Annotated in this window: 17 protein-coding genes; 10 read left to right on the forward strand and 7 right to left on the reverse strand. The window is 68.8% G+C overall.

All coding sequences use genetic code 11. The features are described from left to right. Positions 1-72 precede the first annotated feature (72 nt). Positions 73-804 carry a DUF4097 family beta strand repeat-containing protein gene (locus ACLJWH_RS24670; protein ID WP_411143912.1) on the forward strand — a complete coding sequence of 244 codons (732 nt, stop codon included), beginning with the start codon at positions 73-75 and terminating at the stop codon, positions 802-804. A 365-nt stretch (positions 805-1,169) separates the two neighbouring features. Here ACLJWH_RS24670 and ACLJWH_RS24675 read toward each other — a convergent pair whose 3' ends face one another. Both ACLJWH_RS24675 and ACLJWH_RS24680 read right to left on the reverse strand, forming a co-directional pair. Beyond that, the gene (locus ACLJWH_RS24675; protein WP_411143913.1) at positions 1,170-1,664 is read right to left on the reverse strand and encodes a DUF3995 domain-containing protein; all 495 of its coding nucleotides are present in this window, start codon (positions 1,662-1,664) and stop codon (positions 1,170-1,172) included. Positions 1,665-1,926: 262 nt separating this feature from the next. Further along, positions 1,927-3,057 (reverse strand): FAD-dependent monooxygenase, encoded by a 1,131-nt coding sequence (locus ACLJWH_RS24680; protein ID WP_411143914.1) that lies wholly within the window; start codon positions 3,055-3,057, stop codon positions 1,927-1,929. A 95-nt stretch (positions 3,058-3,152) separates the two neighbouring features. Here ACLJWH_RS24680 and ACLJWH_RS24685 point away from each other — a divergent pair, with 95 nt between their 5' ends. After that, a complete protein-coding gene (locus tag ACLJWH_RS24685) occupies positions 3,153-3,335 on the forward strand; it encodes a hypothetical protein (protein WP_411143915.1) in 183 nt (60 codons plus the stop codon). 106 nt (positions 3,336-3,441) lie between these two features. Here ACLJWH_RS24685 and ACLJWH_RS24690 read toward each other — a convergent pair whose 3' ends face one another. Continuing rightward, entirely contained in the window at positions 3,442-3,690 is a 249-nt protein-coding gene (locus ACLJWH_RS24690) for a hypothetical protein (protein WP_411143916.1), read from the reverse strand. Between the two features lie 649 nt (positions 3,691-4,339). Here ACLJWH_RS24690 and ACLJWH_RS24695 point away from each other — a divergent pair. Further along, positions 4,340-5,332, forward strand: coding sequence for a hypothetical protein (locus tag ACLJWH_RS24695; RefSeq protein ID WP_411143917.1), 993 nt, complete (start codon positions 4,340-4,342; stop codon positions 5,330-5,332). An 87-nt stretch (positions 5,333-5,419) separates the two neighbouring features. Further along, entirely contained in the window at positions 5,420-6,349 is a 930-nt protein-coding gene (locus ACLJWH_RS24700; RefSeq protein ID WP_411143918.1) for a RimK family alpha-L-glutamate ligase, read from the forward strand. Positions 6,350-6,453: 104 nt separating this feature from the next. Here the strand turns inward: ACLJWH_RS24700 and ACLJWH_RS24705 are convergent, their stop codons facing one another. Next, positions 6,454-8,010 (reverse strand): AMP-binding protein, encoded by a 1,557-nt coding sequence (locus tag ACLJWH_RS24705; protein WP_411143919.1) that lies wholly within the window; start codon positions 8,008-8,010, stop codon positions 6,454-6,456. A 313-nt stretch (positions 8,011-8,323) separates the two neighbouring features. On the opposite strand from ACLJWH_RS24705, the gene ACLJWH_RS24710 reads away from it, so the two are divergent. After that, positions 8,324-9,985: an FAD-binding oxidoreductase gene (locus ACLJWH_RS24710; RefSeq protein ID WP_411143920.1), complete on the forward strand. Its 1,662-nt coding sequence runs from the start codon at positions 8,324-8,326 to the stop codon at positions 9,983-9,985. A 222-nt stretch (positions 9,986-10,207) separates the two neighbouring features. On the opposite strand, the gene pcaG is transcribed toward ACLJWH_RS24710, so the two are convergent. The 3 genes from pcaG to ACLJWH_RS24725 form a co-directional block, all read right to left on the reverse strand. Continuing rightward, positions 10,208-10,855, reverse strand: a complete 648-nt coding sequence (gene pcaG / locus ACLJWH_RS24715; RefSeq protein ID WP_411143921.1) for a protocatechuate 3,4-dioxygenase subunit alpha — start codon at positions 10,853-10,855, stop codon at positions 10,208-10,210. 368 nt (positions 10,856-11,223) lie between these two features. Then, on the reverse strand, positions 11,224-12,090 hold the full coding sequence (gene pcaH / locus ACLJWH_RS24720; RefSeq protein ID WP_411143922.1) for a protocatechuate 3,4-dioxygenase subunit beta: 867 nt from the start codon (positions 12,088-12,090) through the stop codon (positions 11,224-11,226). A 617-nt stretch (positions 12,091-12,707) separates the two neighbouring features. Continuing rightward, positions 12,708-14,015, reverse strand: a complete 1,308-nt coding sequence (locus tag ACLJWH_RS24725) for a YihY/virulence factor BrkB family protein (RefSeq protein ID WP_411143923.1) — start codon at positions 14,013-14,015, stop codon at positions 12,708-12,710. 18 nt (positions 14,016-14,033) lie between these two features. Here ACLJWH_RS24725 and ACLJWH_RS24730 point away from each other — a divergent pair, with 18 nt between their 5' ends. The 5 genes from ACLJWH_RS24730 (at position 14,034) to ACLJWH_RS24750 (ending at position 19,005) form a co-directional block, all read left to right on the forward strand. Beyond that, complete coding sequence (locus ACLJWH_RS24730) at positions 14,034-15,677, forward strand: acyl-CoA dehydrogenase family protein (RefSeq protein ID WP_411143924.1); 1,644 nt, start codon at positions 14,034-14,036, stop codon at positions 15,675-15,677. A 286-nt stretch (positions 15,678-15,963) separates the two neighbouring features. Continuing rightward, complete coding sequence (locus tag ACLJWH_RS24735) at positions 15,964-17,241, forward strand: GAF domain-containing protein (RefSeq protein ID WP_411143925.1); 1,278 nt, start codon at positions 15,964-15,966, stop codon at positions 17,239-17,241. A gap of 259 nt (positions 17,242-17,500) precedes the next feature. Further along, positions 17,501-18,166 (forward strand): class F sortase, encoded by a 666-nt coding sequence (locus ACLJWH_RS24740; protein WP_411144017.1) that lies wholly within the window; start codon positions 17,501-17,503, stop codon positions 18,164-18,166. Between the two features lie 72 nt (positions 18,167-18,238). Continuing rightward, the gene (locus ACLJWH_RS24745) at positions 18,239-18,793 is read left to right on the forward strand and encodes a GNAT family N-acetyltransferase (RefSeq protein WP_411143926.1); all 555 of its coding nucleotides are present in this window, start codon (positions 18,239-18,241) and stop codon (positions 18,791-18,793) included. A 128-nt stretch (positions 18,794-18,921) separates the two neighbouring features. Next, positions 18,922-19,005: a putative leader peptide gene (locus ACLJWH_RS24750; RefSeq protein WP_411144018.1), complete on the forward strand. Its 84-nt coding sequence runs from the start codon at positions 18,922-18,924 to the stop codon at positions 19,003-19,005. Positions 19,006-19,122 lie beyond the last annotated feature (117 nt).

Raw genomic sequence — 19,122 nt, forward strand, 5'->3', positions numbered from 1 at the left:
CACCGTCGGGCGCCGGTTCCCGAGGTGAGGGGACCCACCGCAGTCACCGCAGCATCCATCGGGGGGACATCCATGCACAGGCATCTCCGGCTTGTCGGGGCCATGGCGCTGGCCGTGGCCGGTGCGAGCGGGCTCACCGCATGCGGCCCGTGGACGGAGGCTGTCGTCAAGGACGACACCGTGGTGTCCCAGAAGATCACGTCGGTACGGCTGGACACCGGCTCCGGCGGCCTCACGCTGCGCGGCGGCAAGGACGTCACCAAGGTGTCCGTACACCGCGAGGTCACCTACCACGGCGACCGGCCGGAAGGAGCGACGCAGCACGTCGACGACGGCGTCCTGGTACTCGACGGCTGCGGCCGGAACTGTTCGGTGACCTACACGATCGACCTGCCTGCGGGCGTCCCGGTGACGGGGAAGACCTCCACCGGCGCGGTCAGCCTGTCCCAGGTGGGCGCCGTACACGTGACCACCAGCTCCGGGAGCATCGAGCTGGACGGGGTCTCCGGCACGGTCGACGTCCGGACCTCCAACGGTGAGATCACCGGACGCGGGCTGACGGGCGGGCGCATCCAGGCGCAGACCACCAACGGCGCGATCGCTCTCACCCCGGCCACCCCGCAGGACGTCCGCGCGCAGACCACCAACGGCTCCATCGCCCTCACCATGCCGTCCGGGCGGTACCAGGTATCCGCGAAGTCCGGCCTCGGCCAGAAGGACATCGGCATCCCCCACGACCCGGCCGGCCCCCACCGCCTCGACCTGACCACCGGCAACGGAGGCATCACGGCCAAGTCCGCATGACATCAGGGCAACTGCTGCGACAGGTACGCACATCGGCGCGAGGTACTGCCTCGCGTACCGCACCCATCGCGCCTCGGAGCGGAACCCCAGCAGCACCCGCGCGACCGCGAGCGTGACCGGCTCTACATCGGTACATCGGTGAGCTTCGGTGGCCTGGCCCTCCACCGGCTGGTCTCCGGTTCGTCGCCGATCTCCACGTACAGCGCGGTCAGGCGGTCAAGCGGTCAGACGGCCAGACGGTCCGGCGGTCCGGCGATCCGGCGGTCAGCAGGATGTCCGGCTCGTCGCTCACACCCCGGTCTCAGATCTACCGTTCGCCGCCACCCGTTCCCCCGTTCCCCCGTTCGCCGTTCCCCGACCCGCCGTCAGGCGGCGCCGCCACTCAGGCCCTCCACCCTTCCGGACTTCCATGCGGCCAGACCAAAGACGAGACCACCGATCAGGAACCAGGGATTCCACAGCAGCAGCGTCCACAGCCGCTGTTCCGGGCTGACAGCTATCTCCTGGCCCGCGGTGTCGGTCAGCAGCAGCCCCTCGACAGCGATGCCGCGCACCAGCAGCACGGCACAGACACACCAGCCGAGGACCTTGACCACCCGTCCTGCCAGGCCACGAGGCCGCGGCCCGGCGAGAAGCCATCCCAGCACACCGCCGATCAGGCACAGCAGCCCCACGCCCCACAAGCCCACCGCCACGAACCACTCGGGGCGTTCCTCGGCCAGGGGCCCCGCCGAGACGCTGAGGCCCCAACTGCCGCCCAGCGCCCAGTAAAAATGCAGCCCGGCGAAAGCGACCGCCCAGGCACCCGCGATACGCCCCCACCACCCCGGCGCTGTCCTGTCCCGCCGATCTGCATCCATAGCGAGGAGCATGCCACTGCCGTGGCACACCACCGCCGGCTTCGCCGCGGGACAAGGCACCGCACCGCATCGGACGCCCGTGAGGCCCGACCGGCCTCCGGCACCACGGAGGCCCGTGAGCACAGCCGCACCGTCTACTGGCCACCTCACGTAATCGCCCGTCGCGTATTCCTTGGTGATGGAGGCCCCAGCTGTCACCCCGTGTGGCCTCCGGGGCGGTGGGGCCGAAGGCCGGCCGGGATACGTGCCGTCTGATCCGTCCTCAGCGCAGGGTGCGGGCCTCGGCCTCGACGTCGTAGTCGTACATCCAGGGCATACCGAGGATCGGGGCCTTGCTCGCAGCCATGAGCTCCACGTTGAACCGGGAGCCCTGCTGGAACCGGGCGGCACGATCGCGCCGCAATGTCTGGTAACGGCCCAGGGCATGGGGCACGTCGGCGGTGCTCACCCCCTCCAGCAGCGTGGCCAGCCCCATCGCGTCCTCGATGGCCTGGTTGGCGCCCTGCCCCATGTACGGCAGCATCGGATGGGCCGCGTCGCCGAGCAGCGCCAGCCGCCCTTGCGACCATCTCCGCAGCGTTTCCCGGTCGTAGATGCCCCACCGGAAGGTCGCATCGACCTGCGAGACGACCTCGCGTGCCAGCGCATCCCAGCCGTCGCCGAAAGCGGCGGCCAGCTGCTGTGGGTCACCCGGCGCCGACCAGGACTCACGCATCTGCTCGTCGGCCGCGGTGAAGGCCACGAAGTTCAGCAGCTCACCCCTGCGCACGGGGTAGACCAGCAGATTCTTGGTGCCGTCGTTCCAGAACCGCACGGCGTGGTCGGGCCAGTCGGGCACCCGCTCCGCGGGCATCACGCCACGGTATGCCGCAAGGCCGGAGAAGACCGGGTCGTGAGGCTCCACGACGTACTGCTGTAGCGCCGAATGGATGCCGTCGGCGCCGACCACGACATCGCCCTCGGCGCTCTCCCCGTTCTCGAACGTCACCACGGCACGGTCGTCGTCCTGCGTGAACGCCACACACCGGTGACCTATGTGCAATGCGTCGCCCGGAAGGCTGGAAACCAGCAGGTTCACCATGTCCGCGCGGTGCATACCGAACATGGTGTGCCCGTCGCTTCCGCCGACCGCCAACGAGGACACCGCGGTGCCGTCCGCCTCGCAGACCGTGAACCCGGTGAAGGGCGCCCCGGTCCGGGTGATCTTGTCGTGGAGGCCGAGCCGCTCCAGCACCCGCAGACTGTTGGGCGCGAGCATGAAGCCCGCCCCGACCTCGCCGAGCCGGTGAGCCTGTTCGTACACATCCGCCTGGACGCCCTTGGACCGCAGTGCCACCGCCGCAGCCAGACCTCCGATACCACCGCCGACGATCACCACGCGTACTCCGGCCATCGGGACTCCTTCCACCTTCACCAAGGCATTCGGATACCTGTGAGCACATGCTGAGCGACTGCCGCGCGGCAACCCGCCATTGAGCCTGCGGCAGCATGTCGCCCACCGCAAGACCTTGCCCCGCCACCTTGCTCGGCGCCTCGCGGGAGGGTGGCGGGCGTAGTGAGCGGGCGACGGCCCTACTGACTGCTGGTGCTGCGTACGGCCACCGCGGGGACGCCCTGTTCAACAAAGAGGACTGCGAGTACCTCATGACGACAGTGCTCGACGGCAAGTGAGCCAGGCCGCGCCCCATCACCTTCGCCGTCACGGCAATTTCGCCATCTCGGAACTCCGGTCAGAGCTGCCGCATTGGCCGAACGGGCCCGACGAGGTATTCACGCCTCAGCCCTTCGACGCCAGGAACGGCCGGAGGGGCAGGCGCGGCTCCCAGACCGCGCGACCGTTCCTGGCGTGCGGCGTGCGCGGTTCCCCGTCGTACCGCCGCCCGTCCATCGTGGCCGGCACCCGTGCCCTCACTTTCCCCACGGCGAAGCGGGCTTCCCGCTCGGCCTCATTGGTGGGCGCGGACTGGCCGGCGGCCTGCCCCGGCTTGCGGTAGCCGAGTCCGGTGTCCGCGGAGAACCCAGCCACGGCTGACCGCGCTCAGCGCCAGGAGCGGGCCCCTGTCCTCGGCTCCCGGCATCAGAACGGGCGACCGCCCAGCTCTTACCGGGGGATGGGTGAGAAGAAGGAGGCATCCATGTTGATGCCCGCGTCCACCTGGAATCCGTGGCCAGGGTGGTCGATGCGACTGTTCCGCCGATGGGGTGCCCGGCCGTTTCGATCTTGCGGGAGTCGATCATTCTCGCGTGCTTCCGGGGAGGGGCCAGGGTCCGGTCATCACCGCGGCCGACTGGTCCACGGTTGGTCCCACTCTTGTCCCCTTGCGCTCGCTGTTGTGCTTGTTCTCGCCTCGTGCCTGTTGCACTTGCCCGTGCTCAGTCGCCGCTTCCTTCCGCGGAAGCGCTGAGACCTGACCGCACACCGCCAACCGGGTGAACGCACATACGCAGTCGCGCCGCGTGTGGAATGAGTAGGTATAGTCACATACGTCATACATGCCGGTTGTGTTCCCACTCATAGTTGCCGCCGGGAGATCCGAAAACGGATTTCCCGGCGCCACCGGAATTGCCGACCCGTTGAGTATGGATCGAGTACCGATCGAGTACCGACCTCACCGCGACACTGACTCACCACGCACGTAAAGAAAGCAGTTTGCAGCGTATCGGAGGCTGAGGTTGTGTCGCCTATTGATGGGATTGTTGACTGCACGCTGAGGGAAGGCACCTATGAGATGCGCTTCTCGCGGAGCGAGGTCGAGGTAATTGCGTCCGCCTTGTTCTCGGCCGGAGTCAAACACATTGAAGTCGGAGTGGACAGCGCCCGGGGGTCACGTCTCGGCATCCCCTGTTCTGATTTGATAAAAGCTGCCGCACTGGGGGCACCCAAAGCGGAAGTCGGCATCTTCGCGGAGGCGAATTCCGCTACGATCGAATCGATCAAGGACTCGGTTTCCGCGGGCGCTCGGTTCGTGCGAGTGGGAGTTAACGCTACAGAGGTCGAAAAATCTCTTGCCCTGGTTCATCAAGCGAAGAACCTGGACATCACGGTCACGCTTAACGCGATGAAGACGTACGCAGTTCCCGCGACAGACGTGCTCACCATCGCCCAGGCAGCCTGCTCGGCCGGAGCCGACCTTTTCTACGTTGTGGACTCTGCCGGCTGCATGCTCCCCGACGAGGTACACCGTCTGGTCAGCATACTGTCCGACGCGCAGATACCCACCGGTTTCCACGGTCACGATAATTTGTCACTTGCCGTCGCCAATTCGCTTTCCGCACTGAGAGCCGGAGCTGTCGCCGTGGACGGCACGCTGCGTGGCGCCGGCCGTAGCGCGGGAAATGCGCAGATCGAGGTCCTCGTAAAAGTAATGCAGCGAGCAGGTTACCTCAAGGAGGTGGACGGAGACCGACTGGCTGAGACTGCGGAGACTCTGATTGCCGAGAGAAGGAAAAGGGACCGGGGTGTCAGCCATCTGGATCTCGTTCTCGGGGAGAGCAGATGTCACTCCGCGAACGTCAATTTCATCGGTGAGGTCGCCGAACGCTGGAACCTCTCCCTGCACGCTCTCGTACGCGCTGTCTGCCGAAGGGATCTGATCCATGCGTCGCGTGCCGTTGTCGAAGCGGCGGCCACCGAACTTCGGACAGCGAATTCGAAAAGCCGGAAATAATGGTCCGTAATTAATGGTCCGGAAATAACGGTCACACTTGGACCGTGGTCTTATAGGACACCGTCTTAGTAGGGATGGAATGGTGCCATGGAAAGCAGCACCAAGCGCTCCGCCGATGTATGGATGCTTGTCTTCCGCCTGCCGGAAAGCCTTCCGGTCTGGATCGAGCTGCTCCAGAAATCACTACACGATCGTTTCGGCCCGCGCTTCGCGGTATGGCACACCGATGAGCTGCTGTTCGGCGTACGGGGCGGGGAACTCGCGTTGTACGACACGTCGGGCTGCCGTCTGTCACCGCCCAAAGTTGTGTACGTCCGGCACAACACCGCCGATCTGCGCCCCGATCACGAGACGTCCCTTCTTCACCATCTCGAACAGATGGGTGTTGCCGTGTTCAATTCGCTGGCCGCCCATACGCTCTGCGCAAACAAGGTTCTGCACCTACAGCGGCTGGCAGCGGCAGGGATTCCCGTGCCCGACACGATCTCGTATGCCGCCGTACCACTGGGCGACGTGGTGCAGAGTCCACTTCTCCCGGAGCCCTGTATTGTGAAATCGGTGCGCGGCAACTGTGGTCGGGCCGTGTTCCTCGCTCCCCAACTGGAGCTGCTCAGGGAAATACACGGAAATATCGACCAACGGCTCCCGCTTCTGTTTCAGCAATACATTTCTTCTTCCCGGGGAAGAACCCTGCGGGTACTGGTGGTCGACGGCCAACTCATTCAGTCGATCGTGTTCAGCGCAGCAGCGGGAAGGCTGAAGTCGAACGCCTCCCTGGGTGGCAACACCAGCGTCTGCACCGGACGCTATCCGGAGGCCGAGGAAATCGCCATTCGCGCGGCCAAGGCGTTGGGGCTGGTGTTCGGTGCGGTTGACTTTCTCTTCGATGAGGACAGCTTCATCATCTGCGAGGTGAATGCGAACCCCGGCTGGGTAGTCAAAACGGAAGACGCCTTGTCATCCGCCATCGCGGACTACGCCGTGCGTTTGCTGAGCCGAGCCTCCGCTCTCCCCTGAGCAGCGAAACTGCGGGCACGGGCGGGGACGGACGGAGACCGGAGCGGGCATGAGATGGCCGCCGGCCTGCCCGGCTCTTCCGTGAACCTCCTCGGCATGCCTCCTCAGCGACCGGTGGGGCCGGGCTCGCGGTATGCCGTCGAGGCACGTCGTCGCAGCGTTTCCTTGTCCGGCTTTCCCGCACCGGTGAGCGGCAGCGCATCGACATACATGGTGTCGGCCAACTCGTACTGCTGCCCCAGCACATCGTGGATCATGGTCCGGAGTTCCCCGGTCGCGACAGAATACCCCGGCTCCAGGACGACGGCGGCATGAATACGCTCAAGGTTGTCGCGGTCCCAGACGCTGAAGACCGCACTCTGCCTGATATGCGGATGAGCATCGAGAATGCGCTCCGCCTCGACGGCCGAGACCGCGCTCTCGGCCTCGACCGCCTTGATCAGGTCATTGCTGCGTCCTGTGACGGTGAGGTAGCCGTCACTGTCGAGGTATCCGATATCTCCGGTACGGAGCCAGCCGTCCCGCAGTACTTCCGCGGTCAGGTCAGGCCGCTTCCAATAGCCTCGCATGACGAACGGAGACCGTACGCAGATTTCGCCACGCTGCACAGGCGGGAGGTCTCGCCCCTTCGCATCGCGGATCACCACCTCAACTCCGTTCCGTACCTTCCCGGCCGACGCCAGACGCTCGGGGTGTGCCGGATCGTGGTCCTCGGGCGGCAAACTGCTGATCGGTCCTGCTTCGGTCTGACCGTAGAACTGTTCAAGTACCGGCCCGAAACGCACCACCGCCTCCGCGAGCCGAGCGGGAGAAGCTGTGCAGCCCCCGTAGTAGATACACCGCAGGCTGGAAAGGTCCGTACGAGCCAGATCCGGGTGATCCAGAAGCTGGTAGAGCAATGGCGGAATCAGCGACAGATAAGTGATGCGCTCCCGCTCGATTGTGGAGAGTACCGTCGCCGCGTCGAAAGATTCCAGGAGCACCAAGGTGCCGCCGTCACGTAGGACGTGGTCGGCCAGCATGCCGACTCCGTGGGCGAGTGTGGAGCACACGAGCTGAATGTGTGGCTCCTGCTCCCGCGGCAGGAGATCCCGAAAATATGCCGTGTCCGCAAAGGTCCGGAGAACGGCCTTCGAGACACCGGTGGTGCCGCCGGTCTGCCGGATAAGACACACATCATGTGCCTCGGTCAGACCGCCGAAGGCACCGGCGGACTCTCCGGCAGCCAGCTCCAGCAGATCGGTTCCCATACGTGCGGGTCCCAAGGTGAGCGCGACTCTGACCGAGGTCTGGTCCATCACCGCCACAGCCTGATCGGCCCATCGAGGGTCGACGATCAAAGCGCTGGTCTCGATGAATTCGACGATATCTGCCTGGGCTTTTACGGAGAGGGTATTGTCGAGGTGGCTGACACGGCAACCGAGCAGGCCGGCTGCGTAACCCACGGCAACCCCTTCCGGCCCATTGCCACACAGCAGTGTTACCGTCCTCCCCCGCCGCACGTCCTGATCTTGCAATGCACGTGCCAATTTGTAGATCATATTGCGCAGGGTCCCTGCGGTGATGCGACGTTCTCCGTGGACCAGGACGACTCGGTCAGGAGCGGCTCCCCACATATCGAGATTCTCTTCGACATAGTTGGAGATTTTCGACGAGTCCACGACTTTCCTTTCGCGTCCCGATTCCCGATTCTCGATTCCGAGTACTGATTCTCGAACAAGTCGAATCGGCAAAATCGAGCCAACCTAGCTGAACCAGCATCATGCCCGTTCCGCAATCGTGCCATTTTTGAACAGTCGGCCCTGAGATCGCCGTGAGTGCGCACTGCCTTGCCCATCCCAACAGCCCAATCGGCAGCTCTCTCTGATGCCGACGGTGCGACCGAGGATGAACATGGTCGGTAGGGCGTAGGCGAGCTCTGTACCGCCGTGTACCTGACGGCCGACACCGCGCGGGGAAATCTGGAGGCTGCCAGTGAATACACGCGCCCACCTGCCACCGGGCCAGGAGGCTGAATCGGCGCTGCCGGCCGCTCTCGATGAATGGCGGGCGGCGATCGGGGTGGCGCATGTCCGCACGGATCCCGCGCTGTTGGAACAGCTCGGTACGGCAACTTATCCCACCGATCAGAGAGTCGCCGCCGCGATCTGTCCGGGCGACCGACAGCAAGTCCGCGCATGCCTGCGCATCGCGACGCGGCACAAGGTTCCGCTGTACCCGGTAAGTACGGGGAAGAACTGGGGCTATGGATCTGCTTCCCCGGTAGTGGACGGTTGCGTGGTGATGCCGCTGTCCAGAATGAACCGCATTCTGGACTATGACGAAGAGTTTGCCTACGTCACCGTGGAACCCGGTGTGACTCAGCTTCAACTGCACAACTACCTCATCGATCGAGGTGCGCGCTTGTTCGCCGGTTTCACCGGCAGCACTCCCGGCGCCAGCCTGATCGGCAATGTACTGGAGCGTGGTCTGGGTTCCGGGCCCTACAACGACCGGTTCTCCCACGTATGTGGATTCGAGGTGATACTGGCTACCGGCGAAGTCCTCCACACCGGCTTCACCCGGTACCCGGGTGCGGTGACCGGGGAACTGCACCGCTGGGGTCTCGGCCCTTGGCTGGACGGAATCTTCACACAGTCCAATCTCGGCGTGGTGACCCGGATGACCCTCTGGTTGAAGCCGATGCCTGGATACGTCGCCAGGTTCGCCTTCACTCTCGACGAGAGCAGCTCCGGCCTGGACACCACACTCGATGCTCTCCGGCAACTGAGCCTGTCCGGTGTTCTTGGCTCCGGTTTCCTCTTTTTCAATGACCTCCGCATCCTCACGACGCAGCAACGGTATCCATGGGCGGAAGCAGGCGGTCGCGTACCGCTGCCGGATGACCTGCGCAGAGAATTGCGTCACCGCTGGGGTCTGGGGGCCTGGAACGGCCGCGCAACGATTCATGCGGTGGATGCTCGGCACGGAGCCGAACTGCGACGCATAGTGACCGAATCACTTGGCCCCCATGTGGACCGGTTGACGTTCGGTGAAGACGATCAACCTTCGCAAGGCAATGCGTCGTCACCTTCGATCCTTGACTGGTGCGCACCGTCCGAGAGTCAACTGCTCATGGCTTACTGGCGTATCCGAGACACGGAGAAAGCAGACGCAGAAACAGACGCACAAGCAGGCTCACAAGCAGGCGCAGGAGCAGGAGCAGGAGCAGAGCGATCGTGCCATTCGGTACCCATCGACCTTGACCGGGACGGTTGTGGCCTGATCTGGAGCTGCCCGGTGCTGCCGCTGAACGGCAGGCATGTCCGCATCGCGGTCGACACCGTCGAGCGAGTAACCCGGTCGCACGGTTTCGAGGCGAACATCGGGCTCCACGCGGCGGGTGAACGAACTGCGGTCGCCACTGTCATCCTCGCCTACGACCGGTCTGTGGAGGGTGAGGACGACCGCGCCATGGCCTGCTACGACGCATTGGAGCAACAATTCAGCGACCTCGGCTATCCGCCATATCGGATGAGCACGCGTGCGATGCGGTCCTCGCTTCACGCGAATGACGATGTGTCAGCCGTGCTCCGCCGTCTTAAGAACGCTTTGGATCCCGCCGGGATCCTGGCTCCAGGACGCTACGTTCTCTGATCCACCAGGATTTGCCCGCCGGCTCGATGCACACCGGCCGACCCCTGACCGATTACCGACTACCGATTGCTGACTGCTGGTTGCTGATTACCGATTGCTGACTGCTGAGCTCGGAATTCGTCATGTCCGTGGCGGTGACAGCCGCTTCCCACTGTGCTGCACTGCCGCGGTGGTACGTCAGCATGCGGTACGTCAGCATGCAGTACGTCCGCATCCGGTACGTCAGCGGAAGGCGAGGAAGACCGTCTCCCCGTATGTACCGCCCTCGGCTCCCGAGGGCGCGTCGCCCGGAGACTCGTCGCCCCGGGGCTCGGCGCTCTGAAGGTGGATGTCGAAGCGGTACCGGCGGGGGCCGTCCGGGCGGGCCAGCAGCGTATCCGCCCGGTGCGCGGGCAGCTGCGCCAGCAGCGGGTCGGCCGCGTTGGCCGCCGCGTTCTCGGGGAAGTAGACGCGGGTGAACAGGTGGTGCAGCAGCCCGCGGGCGAAGAGGCACACCGCGAGGTACGGCGCGGCGTCCGGACGGCCGACCGGGGCGGTCGCGGGCAGTGTCCGCACGGCGTAGCGGCCGTCCGCGTCGGTGGGGACGCGGCCGAAGCCGGTGAAGTCCACGCTGTTGCGGCCGATGGCCGCGCCGTCGACGGGGTCGCGGCGCAGCGAACCGGGCGCGCCCGTCAGGCCCCCGTCGGGGCCCGCCTGCCAGATCTCCAGCAGCGCGTCCGGCACCGGCGCACCGGCTCCGTCCCGGACACAGCCGTGCACGGTGAGCGTGTCGGGGTGGCCGGTCGGCGCGATCTGCCCGCCGCCGGGGAAGGGGAGGGCGTAGCCGTAGAAGGGGCCGATGGTCTGCGAGGGCGTGGCGGGGAGGGCCACGGATGACGCGATGGGCGTGGGCTGCGCGGAGGACACCGGGTGCGACGTGGGGAAGAGAGGGACCGCGGATCGCCCGGACGGGGCGGCGGGCGACGCGGGGTGGGTGAATGTTACGGAGTGGGCGGATGTTGCAGAGTGGGCGGGCGTTCCCGGTCGGGCAGACGCGGCGGGACGGGCAGACACGTCGGGACGGGCGGACGAGTCAGGTCCGGAGGACGTATCGAGTCGCCTGAGCTCATCAGAGAGCGGGGGCCCATCGGATCGCGGGGGCCCATCAGGTCGAGGGGACGCATCAGATCGCGGGGACGCGTCAGGTTGAGGGGACACATCAGGTCCCGGGGACGCATTGGGTCGGTTGCGGTGGGGCATCAGCGGCCTTCCTCGGTCCAGGTGGCGGACGGGCCGTCCAGGATCACGTCCCAGCGGTAGCCCAGGGACCAGTCGGGGCGGGACAGCTCGGGGTCGTAGGCGGCCACCAGCCGCGTCCTGGCCTCAGGGGCGGTGACCGAGGCCAGGATCGGGTCGTACGCGAGGAGCGGGTCGCCCGGGAAGTACATCTGGGTGACCAGCCGCTGGGTGAAGGCCGATCCGAAGAACGAGAAGTGGATATGCGCCGGACGCCAGGCGTTGTGGTGATTGCCCCAGGGATAGGCGCCGGGCTTGATGGTGGTGAAGGAGTACCGGCCGGTGTCATCGGTGAGGCAGCGGCCGGCACCGGTGAAGTGGGGGTCGAGCGGTGCACGGTGCTGGTCACGGTGGTGGGCGTACCGGCCGGCGGCGTTGGCCTGCCAGATCTCGACGAGCTGGCCGCGTACGGGGCGGCCGGTACGGTCCAGGACGCGGCCGGAGACGGTGATGCGTTCGCCGAGCGGTTCCCCGGCGTGCTGCCGGGTGAGATCGGCGTCCAGGTCGGTGACATCCGTGACGCCGAACACGGGACCGCTCAGCTCGACGGCCTCCGGGTCCGCGAGACCGTCGATCTCGACCAACGGCTGTCGGGGGTGACGCAACCCGTTCCCCCGGTACGGGGCGTAGTCCCGTACGGGATGTCCGGGCATGGCGGCGCCCACGGCCCGTCCCCGCTCGCCGACGGTGTCCGGAGCGGCATCGGAGCCGGGCTCCGGGGCGGCAGCCGCGCCGGGGTCCGGAGCGGCAGCCGGGCCGATGCCAGGTCCCGTGTCAACAGTGGCGTCAGGGGCGGTGAAGCCGCCGAGTGGTGCGGGTGATGGGGTCATGGGTGCCCTCTCCAGGCGGTTCGGTCACGGGGTTCGACGGGGCGGGAGCCAGTACCTTCAGCTCACCTGAACCACCCCTCTCCGCCTCTTGGATCGGTCAACTCACCTCACAGGAAAGCAAGTTGGCGGTGATTCGGCAGCTGGGCGGCGCTGCGCCCCGGCGGGAAGGGTCACAAACCGGCCGACTTGAACCCGCCCTTCCTCCCGCGTCTCTTCCCTGCGCCCGTCCCCCGTCCCCCGTCCCCCGTCCCTCGTCCCCCCGTCTCCTCCCGGTCCCCTCCTCCCCCTCCCCAGCGATGATCTCCACCAGGAGCCGGGCAGAGAGCGCAGAGAGCGGGCGCTATCGGCGCCCTCATCGCCGAGCGTCACCTGGAGACCAGGCCGATGTTCCACATCTACCGGGTCGGCCCGGCCCAGAATCCCGACCCCAGCAGGTGGATCACCGACGTCTGCTTCCCTGTCGTATCGCGTTGAGTGAATGCCGGTTCGGGCCCGACGTCCGTTGCGTACGTCGGGCCCGAACCGGCGCGGCAGGTCGGCACGACCTGTCCGGTCGATCGCGTGCGGGGCACGCGAGGAGGTCTCCGGGCCGGTCAAGGCGCACGCCCAGTACGCCCTCACCGCCCCCGAGCGGCTCGCTGGTCCAGCCCCCCGCGCTTGGGCTGGGCGTGCAGCCGGGAGCGGACATCGTCCGGTGGCAGGAACCGGGCCCACCGTTCGGGGAATTCGGACGGCACCCCGCCGCCGGGGGCCTCGCCGACGTCGTACCCGCCCGCGGCGTCGTACCGGTCACCATCACCGTCGCCATCCCGGTCCCGGTCCCGGCCGCCACCGGTGCCCACTCCCTCGCCGCCCGCCGCCGAGCCCGTTGCGGTGTCCGGATCCGCGGCGTCCGGGTCCGCGGCGTCCGGGTCCGCGGCGTCCGCCCCGGTCTCCGCCCCCGCCGCGGCCGGCTCCGTCCGGGCCCGTGACCGCAGCCGGCGTTGTTTCTCCGCGCGGCCGGCGGCGGTGGCGACCGACGGCCACACCCGGTCGAGAGCGGCGTTCATCGCGGCGCCGACCAGCACCGCGAAAGCGGCCATGCCCATCCACAGCAGGACCGCGACCGGTGCGGCCAGCGATCCGTAGATCGTGGGGCCCTCGACGGTACGGGTGAGATAGATGCGCAGCAGGAAGCTGCCGAGCACCCACATCCCGAGCGCCGCCACCGCCCCCGGAATATCCTCCGGCCAGGGCGAACGGACCGGTACGGACATGTGGTAGAGCGTGGTCAGGAAGGCGACCGACAGGATCAGGACGACGGGCCAGTACAGCGCCCGGATGATGTCCTCGCTGGCCGGCAGCCAGCTCACGACCGTGTCGGGGCCGACGACCATCAGCGGCAGCGCGATGGCGCCGACGACCAGCCCGGCGAGGTAGAGCCCGAACGCCAGCAGCCGGGTCTTGACGACGCCGCGCCGCCCGTCGAGCCCGTACATGATGGTGATGGCGTCGACGAAGACGCTCAGTGCGCGGGAGCCGGACCAGAGGGCGATGGCGAAGCCGAGCGAGACGATGTCGGGGCGACGGCCGGTGAACACGTCGTTTATCAGCGGGCGGGCGATCTCGTTCACGCCGTTGTCGGAGAGCACGGTGGCGGTGCCGTTGAGGATGTTCTGCCGGATGCTGTCGATGGTGGCGTGCCCGATCCAGGGCTCCATATAGCCGAGCACGCCGATGAGTCCGAGGAGCAGCGGCGGCAGCGACAGCAGGCAGAAGAAGGCGGCCTCGGCGGCCAGACCGGTGACGCGGTTCTCCATGCAGGAGTTGACGATGTCCTTGACCAGCAGCCACGCCAGCCGGCGTTTGGAGACGTTGCGGTAGAGGGCGCGGGCCCGTTTCAGGCGGCCCGCGGGACGCTCGGCTGATTCGTTTGCTGGCTGCACCTCCTTACCGTATCCGGCATGACAGCAACGACTCATACGGTGATGAACCAGCCCCCGCCGCTGGCCGGATACGACGTCTTCGCGGCCGATCCGGCCCTCACCGAGGGCGTCGCGCGGTACGTCGCCGACACCCGCCTCGCCGAGGTACGGGAGGAGCTGAGCACACTGGGACAGGCCGCCGGCTCGGCGCAGGCCCAGCGCTGGGGCGAGCAGGCCAACGCCGCTCCGCCCGTCCTGCGCACCCACGACCGCTTCGGCCATCGCATCGACGAGGTGGAGTTCCATCCGGCCTGGCACCGGCTGCTCGGCCACGCGGTCGCCGCCGGCCTCACCGACGCCTGGTCGCGTCCGGACGGTCATGTCCGGCGCACCGCGGGCTTCATCGTCTGGACCCAGGTGGAGGCGGGGCACGGCTGCCCGCTGTCGATGACGCATGCGGCGGTGCCCGCGCTGCGGGCCGAACCGGGGCTCGCGGCCGAGTGGGAACCGCTGCTGACCTCGCGGGTGTACGAACCGGGCCTGCGTCCGGCGGCCGGCAAGCCGGGTGCGCTGGCCGGGATGGCCATGACGGAGAAGCAGGGCGGCAGCGACGTACGGTCCAACACGACGCGCGCCGAACCGCTGGCCGCGCCCGGCGAGTACGCGCTGACCGGGCACAAATGGTTCTGTTCCGCGCCGATGTCGGACGCGTTCCTGGTACTGGCACAGGCGCCGGGCGGGCTCACCTGTTTTCTGCTGCCCCGGGTGCTGCCGGACGGCAGCCGTAACGCCTTCCGTATCCAGCGGCTCAAGGACAAGCTCGGCAACCGGTCGAACGCCTCGGCGGAGATCGAGTTCGACGGGCGGAGCTGGGCGCGCCGGGTGGGTGCGGAGGGGCGCGGCGTCGCCACGATCATCGAGATGGTCGCGGCGACCCGGCTGGACTGCGTCAGCGGGGCGGCGGCGGTGATGCGGCAGGCGGTGGCGCAGGCGCTGCACCACACCGCGTACCGGGAGGCGTTCGGCGGCCGGCTGATCGACAAGCCGCTGATGCGCAATGTGCTGGCGGATCTGGCGCTGGAGTCGGAGGCGGCGACGACGCTGGCGCTGCGGCTGGCGGCGGCGTACGACAGCGGCACCGAGCAGGACCGGGACTTTCTGCGGCTGGCGGTGCCCGCGGCGAAGTACTGGGTGACCAAGCGGTGCACACCGATGGTGGCCGAGGCGCTGGAATGCCTGGGCGGCAACGGCTATGTGGAGGAGTCGGGGATGCCGCGGCTGCTGCGCGAGGCACCGCTCAACTCGATCTGGGAGGGCTCCGGGAACGTCCAGGCGCTGGATGTGCTGCGGGCGTTGCGGCACGAACCGGCCGCGCTGAACGCGTTCCTGACCGAGCTGGGCGGCGTGCGCGGTGCGGACCACCGGCTGGACCGGGCGATCAGGGGGCTGCTGACCGAACTCGCCGATCTGGACGGGATCGAGGCGCGGGCCCGGCGGCTGGTGGAGCGGATGGCGCTGGTGCTCCAGGGTGCGCTGCTGGTGCGCCACGCGCCGTCCGAGGTCGCGGACGCGTTCTGCGCGTCGCGGCTGGGCGGCGACGCGGGCGCGGCGTTCGGGACGCTGCCCCACACGCTGGGGCTGGGGGCGATCGTGGCACGGGCCCGGCCGGTCGTGGAGGGGTGACGGGTTACGGGTGATGGGTGATGGGTTACGGGTTACGGGTTACGGGTGAGACGGGCGGGCGGCGGGTGATCGGCCCGTCACCGTCACCCGCCGCTCCTCATCGCTCGTCACCGCCCCGCGTTGTCCGCCGGCACCCGCCACCGTTTCGGCATCGCCATTCATTTCCTTGCAATTCCCTACAGAACATTGCGGTCCGTGGCGGCGGTTCTGTGCAATGGCTCCTTCGGGACGGCCCGGTGACGGCACCATGGGACGGCTCACGGCCCAGTGCACAACGGAGAGCAGCGTGAACGACACACCGAACGACAGCGTCATCTGGTCGGCCCAGAAGGTGCGCGAGACCGCACGGCGCCTCGCCTCGGTCCGTGAGGCGGCGCTCTGCGGTGACCCGTCGCACGACGCGCCCCGCCCGGTCATCGGCGAATCCTGGCGGCGGGCGCTGGGCTCGGGCGTGGACCCGGACCGGGACCGCCGCCAACCGCAGCTCACGGAGGCGGAGCTGGCGCACCGGCGGCAGACCTCGCCGCTGGCGGCGGTGTTGCCGACGCTCAACGAAGGTCTGCTCCCGGCCGCCGACGCCGCGCAGCAGATCATGGTCGTCACGGATGCCGAGGGGCGGGTGCTGTGGCGGGAGGGCTGCGCGCCGGTCCGGCGGATGGCCGACCGGCACGGCTTCGACCAGGGTGCCGACTGGACGGAGGAGATCGTCGGGACCAATGCGATCGGCACCGCGCTGGTGGCCAGGCGCCCGGTGCTGGTGCACTCCGCCGAGCATTTCGTCCGCACCCACCACCAGTGGACGTGTGCCGCGGCGCCGCTCCACGATCCGCGCGACGGCCGCCTGCTGGGCACCGTGGACGTCAGCGGCCCGGCGCACACCTTCCATCCCACGACCCTCTCGCTGGTCTCCGCGGTCGCCCGGCTCGCGGAGGGCGAGCTGCGCACTCGTCACCACGCCTCCCTGGAACGCCTGCGGTCCAGCGCGGCGCCCGTGCTGGCGCGGATCGGCGGACGGGCGCTGGCCGTCGACCCACACGGCTGGACCGCGGGGGTCACGGGGATGTCCCCACCGGACCGGGTGGTGCTGCCCAAGGCCCCCGAGGCCGGGCCGCGGTGGCTGCCGCGCTACGGCATGTGCACGCTGGAGCCGCTGCCCGGCGGCTGGCTGATCCGCGTCGGCCGGCCGGAACCGGCGCCCGCGCCCGGCCGGGTGCTGCTGGACGTCAGCGGCCGGGACGGTGCGACGGTCACCGTCACCGGCCCGGCCGGCAGCTGGTCGCACGAGCTGACCCCGCGCCATGCCGAGCTGCTCTTCGTCCTCGCCGCACACCCCGAGGGCCGCAGCGCCGCCGAACTCGCCCAGGACCTCTTCGGCGACGGCGGCCGTACGGTCACGGTGCGCGCCGAACTGTCACGGCTGCGCCGCCATCTCACCGGGGTCCTGGCGCACCGCCCGTACCGCTTCGCGGACGGCGTGGACGTCACGCTGTGCCTGCCGCCCCGGCCCTGCGAACTGCTGCCGCAGTCCTCGGCACCCGCGGTGGCGGCGGCCCGGCGGGCGTGAGGGACGGGCCGGGCGCGGCGGCCGGGTCGGACGAGGCGGACGAGGCGGAGGAAGCTGAGGGAGCAGAGGACGTTGCGGGAGCGGAGGGGGAGGCCACCGGCGACCCGGCCCGCCACCCGCCCGGCCCGCCACCCGCTCGGCCGTCCGCCCGTTCGGCCGTCTGCTGTCGCCGTCGCCCCGGCGGGCGCCTAGCGTGCCGACTGCGGGCCGTGCGCGCGGGGGCGCGCGGCCACGCCGCGGGAGGAGGGCGATGAGGCCGATGGGCGGGCCGGAGCTGTGGCGGGTGGAGCCGGCCGCGCCGCGGCGCCCGCCGTGGGGCGTGCTGGCGCTGCTCGGTCTGACCGGTTTCGCCATGGTGCGCAGCGGGCTGTCGGACGAGGCCGGCGGGCCGCCGCAGCCGGACGCCGGGACCACCGCGGTCTCCCCCGCCGACCGCCGCCCCGGCCCGTCCGCACCGCCGCCGCTGCCCCGCTCCGCCGCCACCCGGGTGACCATCCCGTCGATCAAGGTGTCCGCGCCGGTGGTACCGGTGGGTCTGGACAAGGACGGCCGGATCGAGGCCCCGCCGCCCGCGGACCCCAATCTGGCGGGCTGGTACGCGGACGCCCCGGCGCCGGGCGAGAACGGCACCGCCGTCGTCGTCGGCCATGTCGACAACTTCAGCGGCCCGGCCGTCTTCTACGGCCTGGGCGCCCTGAAGAAGGGCAGCGCGGTCCGGTTGACCCGCGCGGACGGACGGACCGCGGTCTTCGAGGTCTACGGCGTCCAGGTCTTCGGCAAGAAGTCCTTCCCCGCCGAGCGGGTCTACGGCGCCACCGGCCGCCCCGAGCTGCGCCTCCTGACCTGCGGTGGCGGCTACTCCGCGGGCGCCGGTTACGCGGGGAACCTGGTGGTCTTCGCGCGGCTGGCGAGGACCACCGGCTGACGGGCCCGCCGCCGCCCGCCCCGCCCCAGGGCCGGACGCCGCGCCGGGGTACCCGTGTGATGTGCTGGCGGTATGAGCCACACGGTCACCACCTGGTTTCTCGAACAGACCTCGCCCGGCGATCTGACCCCCGCCGCGGGCCCGCCCGCCGAGCAGGGCGTCCGTATCGTCCGGGCCGAGGTGCCGTCGCCCGAATTCAGCCGCTTCCTCTACACGGCGGTCGGCGGCGACATCCTGTGGACCGACCGGCTGGAGTGGCCGCACGCGCAGTGGGCGGAGTATCTCGGGCGGCCGGGGGTGGAGACCTGGGTGGCGTACGAGCGGGGCACACCCGCGGGGTTCATCGAGCTGGCGGCCCAGGAGGAAGGCGCCGTGGAGATCGTCTACTTCGGGCTCCTCCCCGCGTTCCGGGGGCGCCGGACAGGCGGGGAGCTGCTCTCCTACGGGACCGCGCGGGCCTGGGACCTGGCCGGGCGGTGGCCGGGGCGGGCGGAGACGAAGCGGGTGTGGCTGCACACCTGTAGCGACGACGGCCCGCACGCGATGGACAACTACCGGCGGCGCGGCTTCCGGCTGTTCGACACCACGACGGCCACGGCGCCCTCGTCGCCGGCTCCGGGCCCCTGACCAGGGGCGGCGGACGCCACCCCGGGCGGCGAGTGACCCGCGACACACTGTCTCGGTATGCGGGACAGTGGTGTCTGAATTCTGGATGACGGTGGACTGGCCGGAGAACGGCGTGACACGCTTCCGGCATGTCCACAGCTGGAATTGCCTTGGTGAGTCGGCGACACGTCGATCTCGGCCGCATGTCCAGCGCCATGTGTCCAGCGAGCTGAACAGTCTCAGCACCGCCGTTCCTACGCCGTCCCCGTCGTCGCGGACGCGCTGACACCCCGACCTCGCACACCACCCGCCGACGCGTTGCGACGCGCCGATTTCCGGTGCGTCCGCCC

Origin of the sequence: Streptomyces sp. x-80, assembly GCF_046549095.1 — a bacterium.
GTDB classification, from domain to species: Bacteria; Actinomycetota; Actinomycetes; order Streptomycetales; family Streptomycetaceae; genus Streptomyces; species Streptomyces celluloflavus.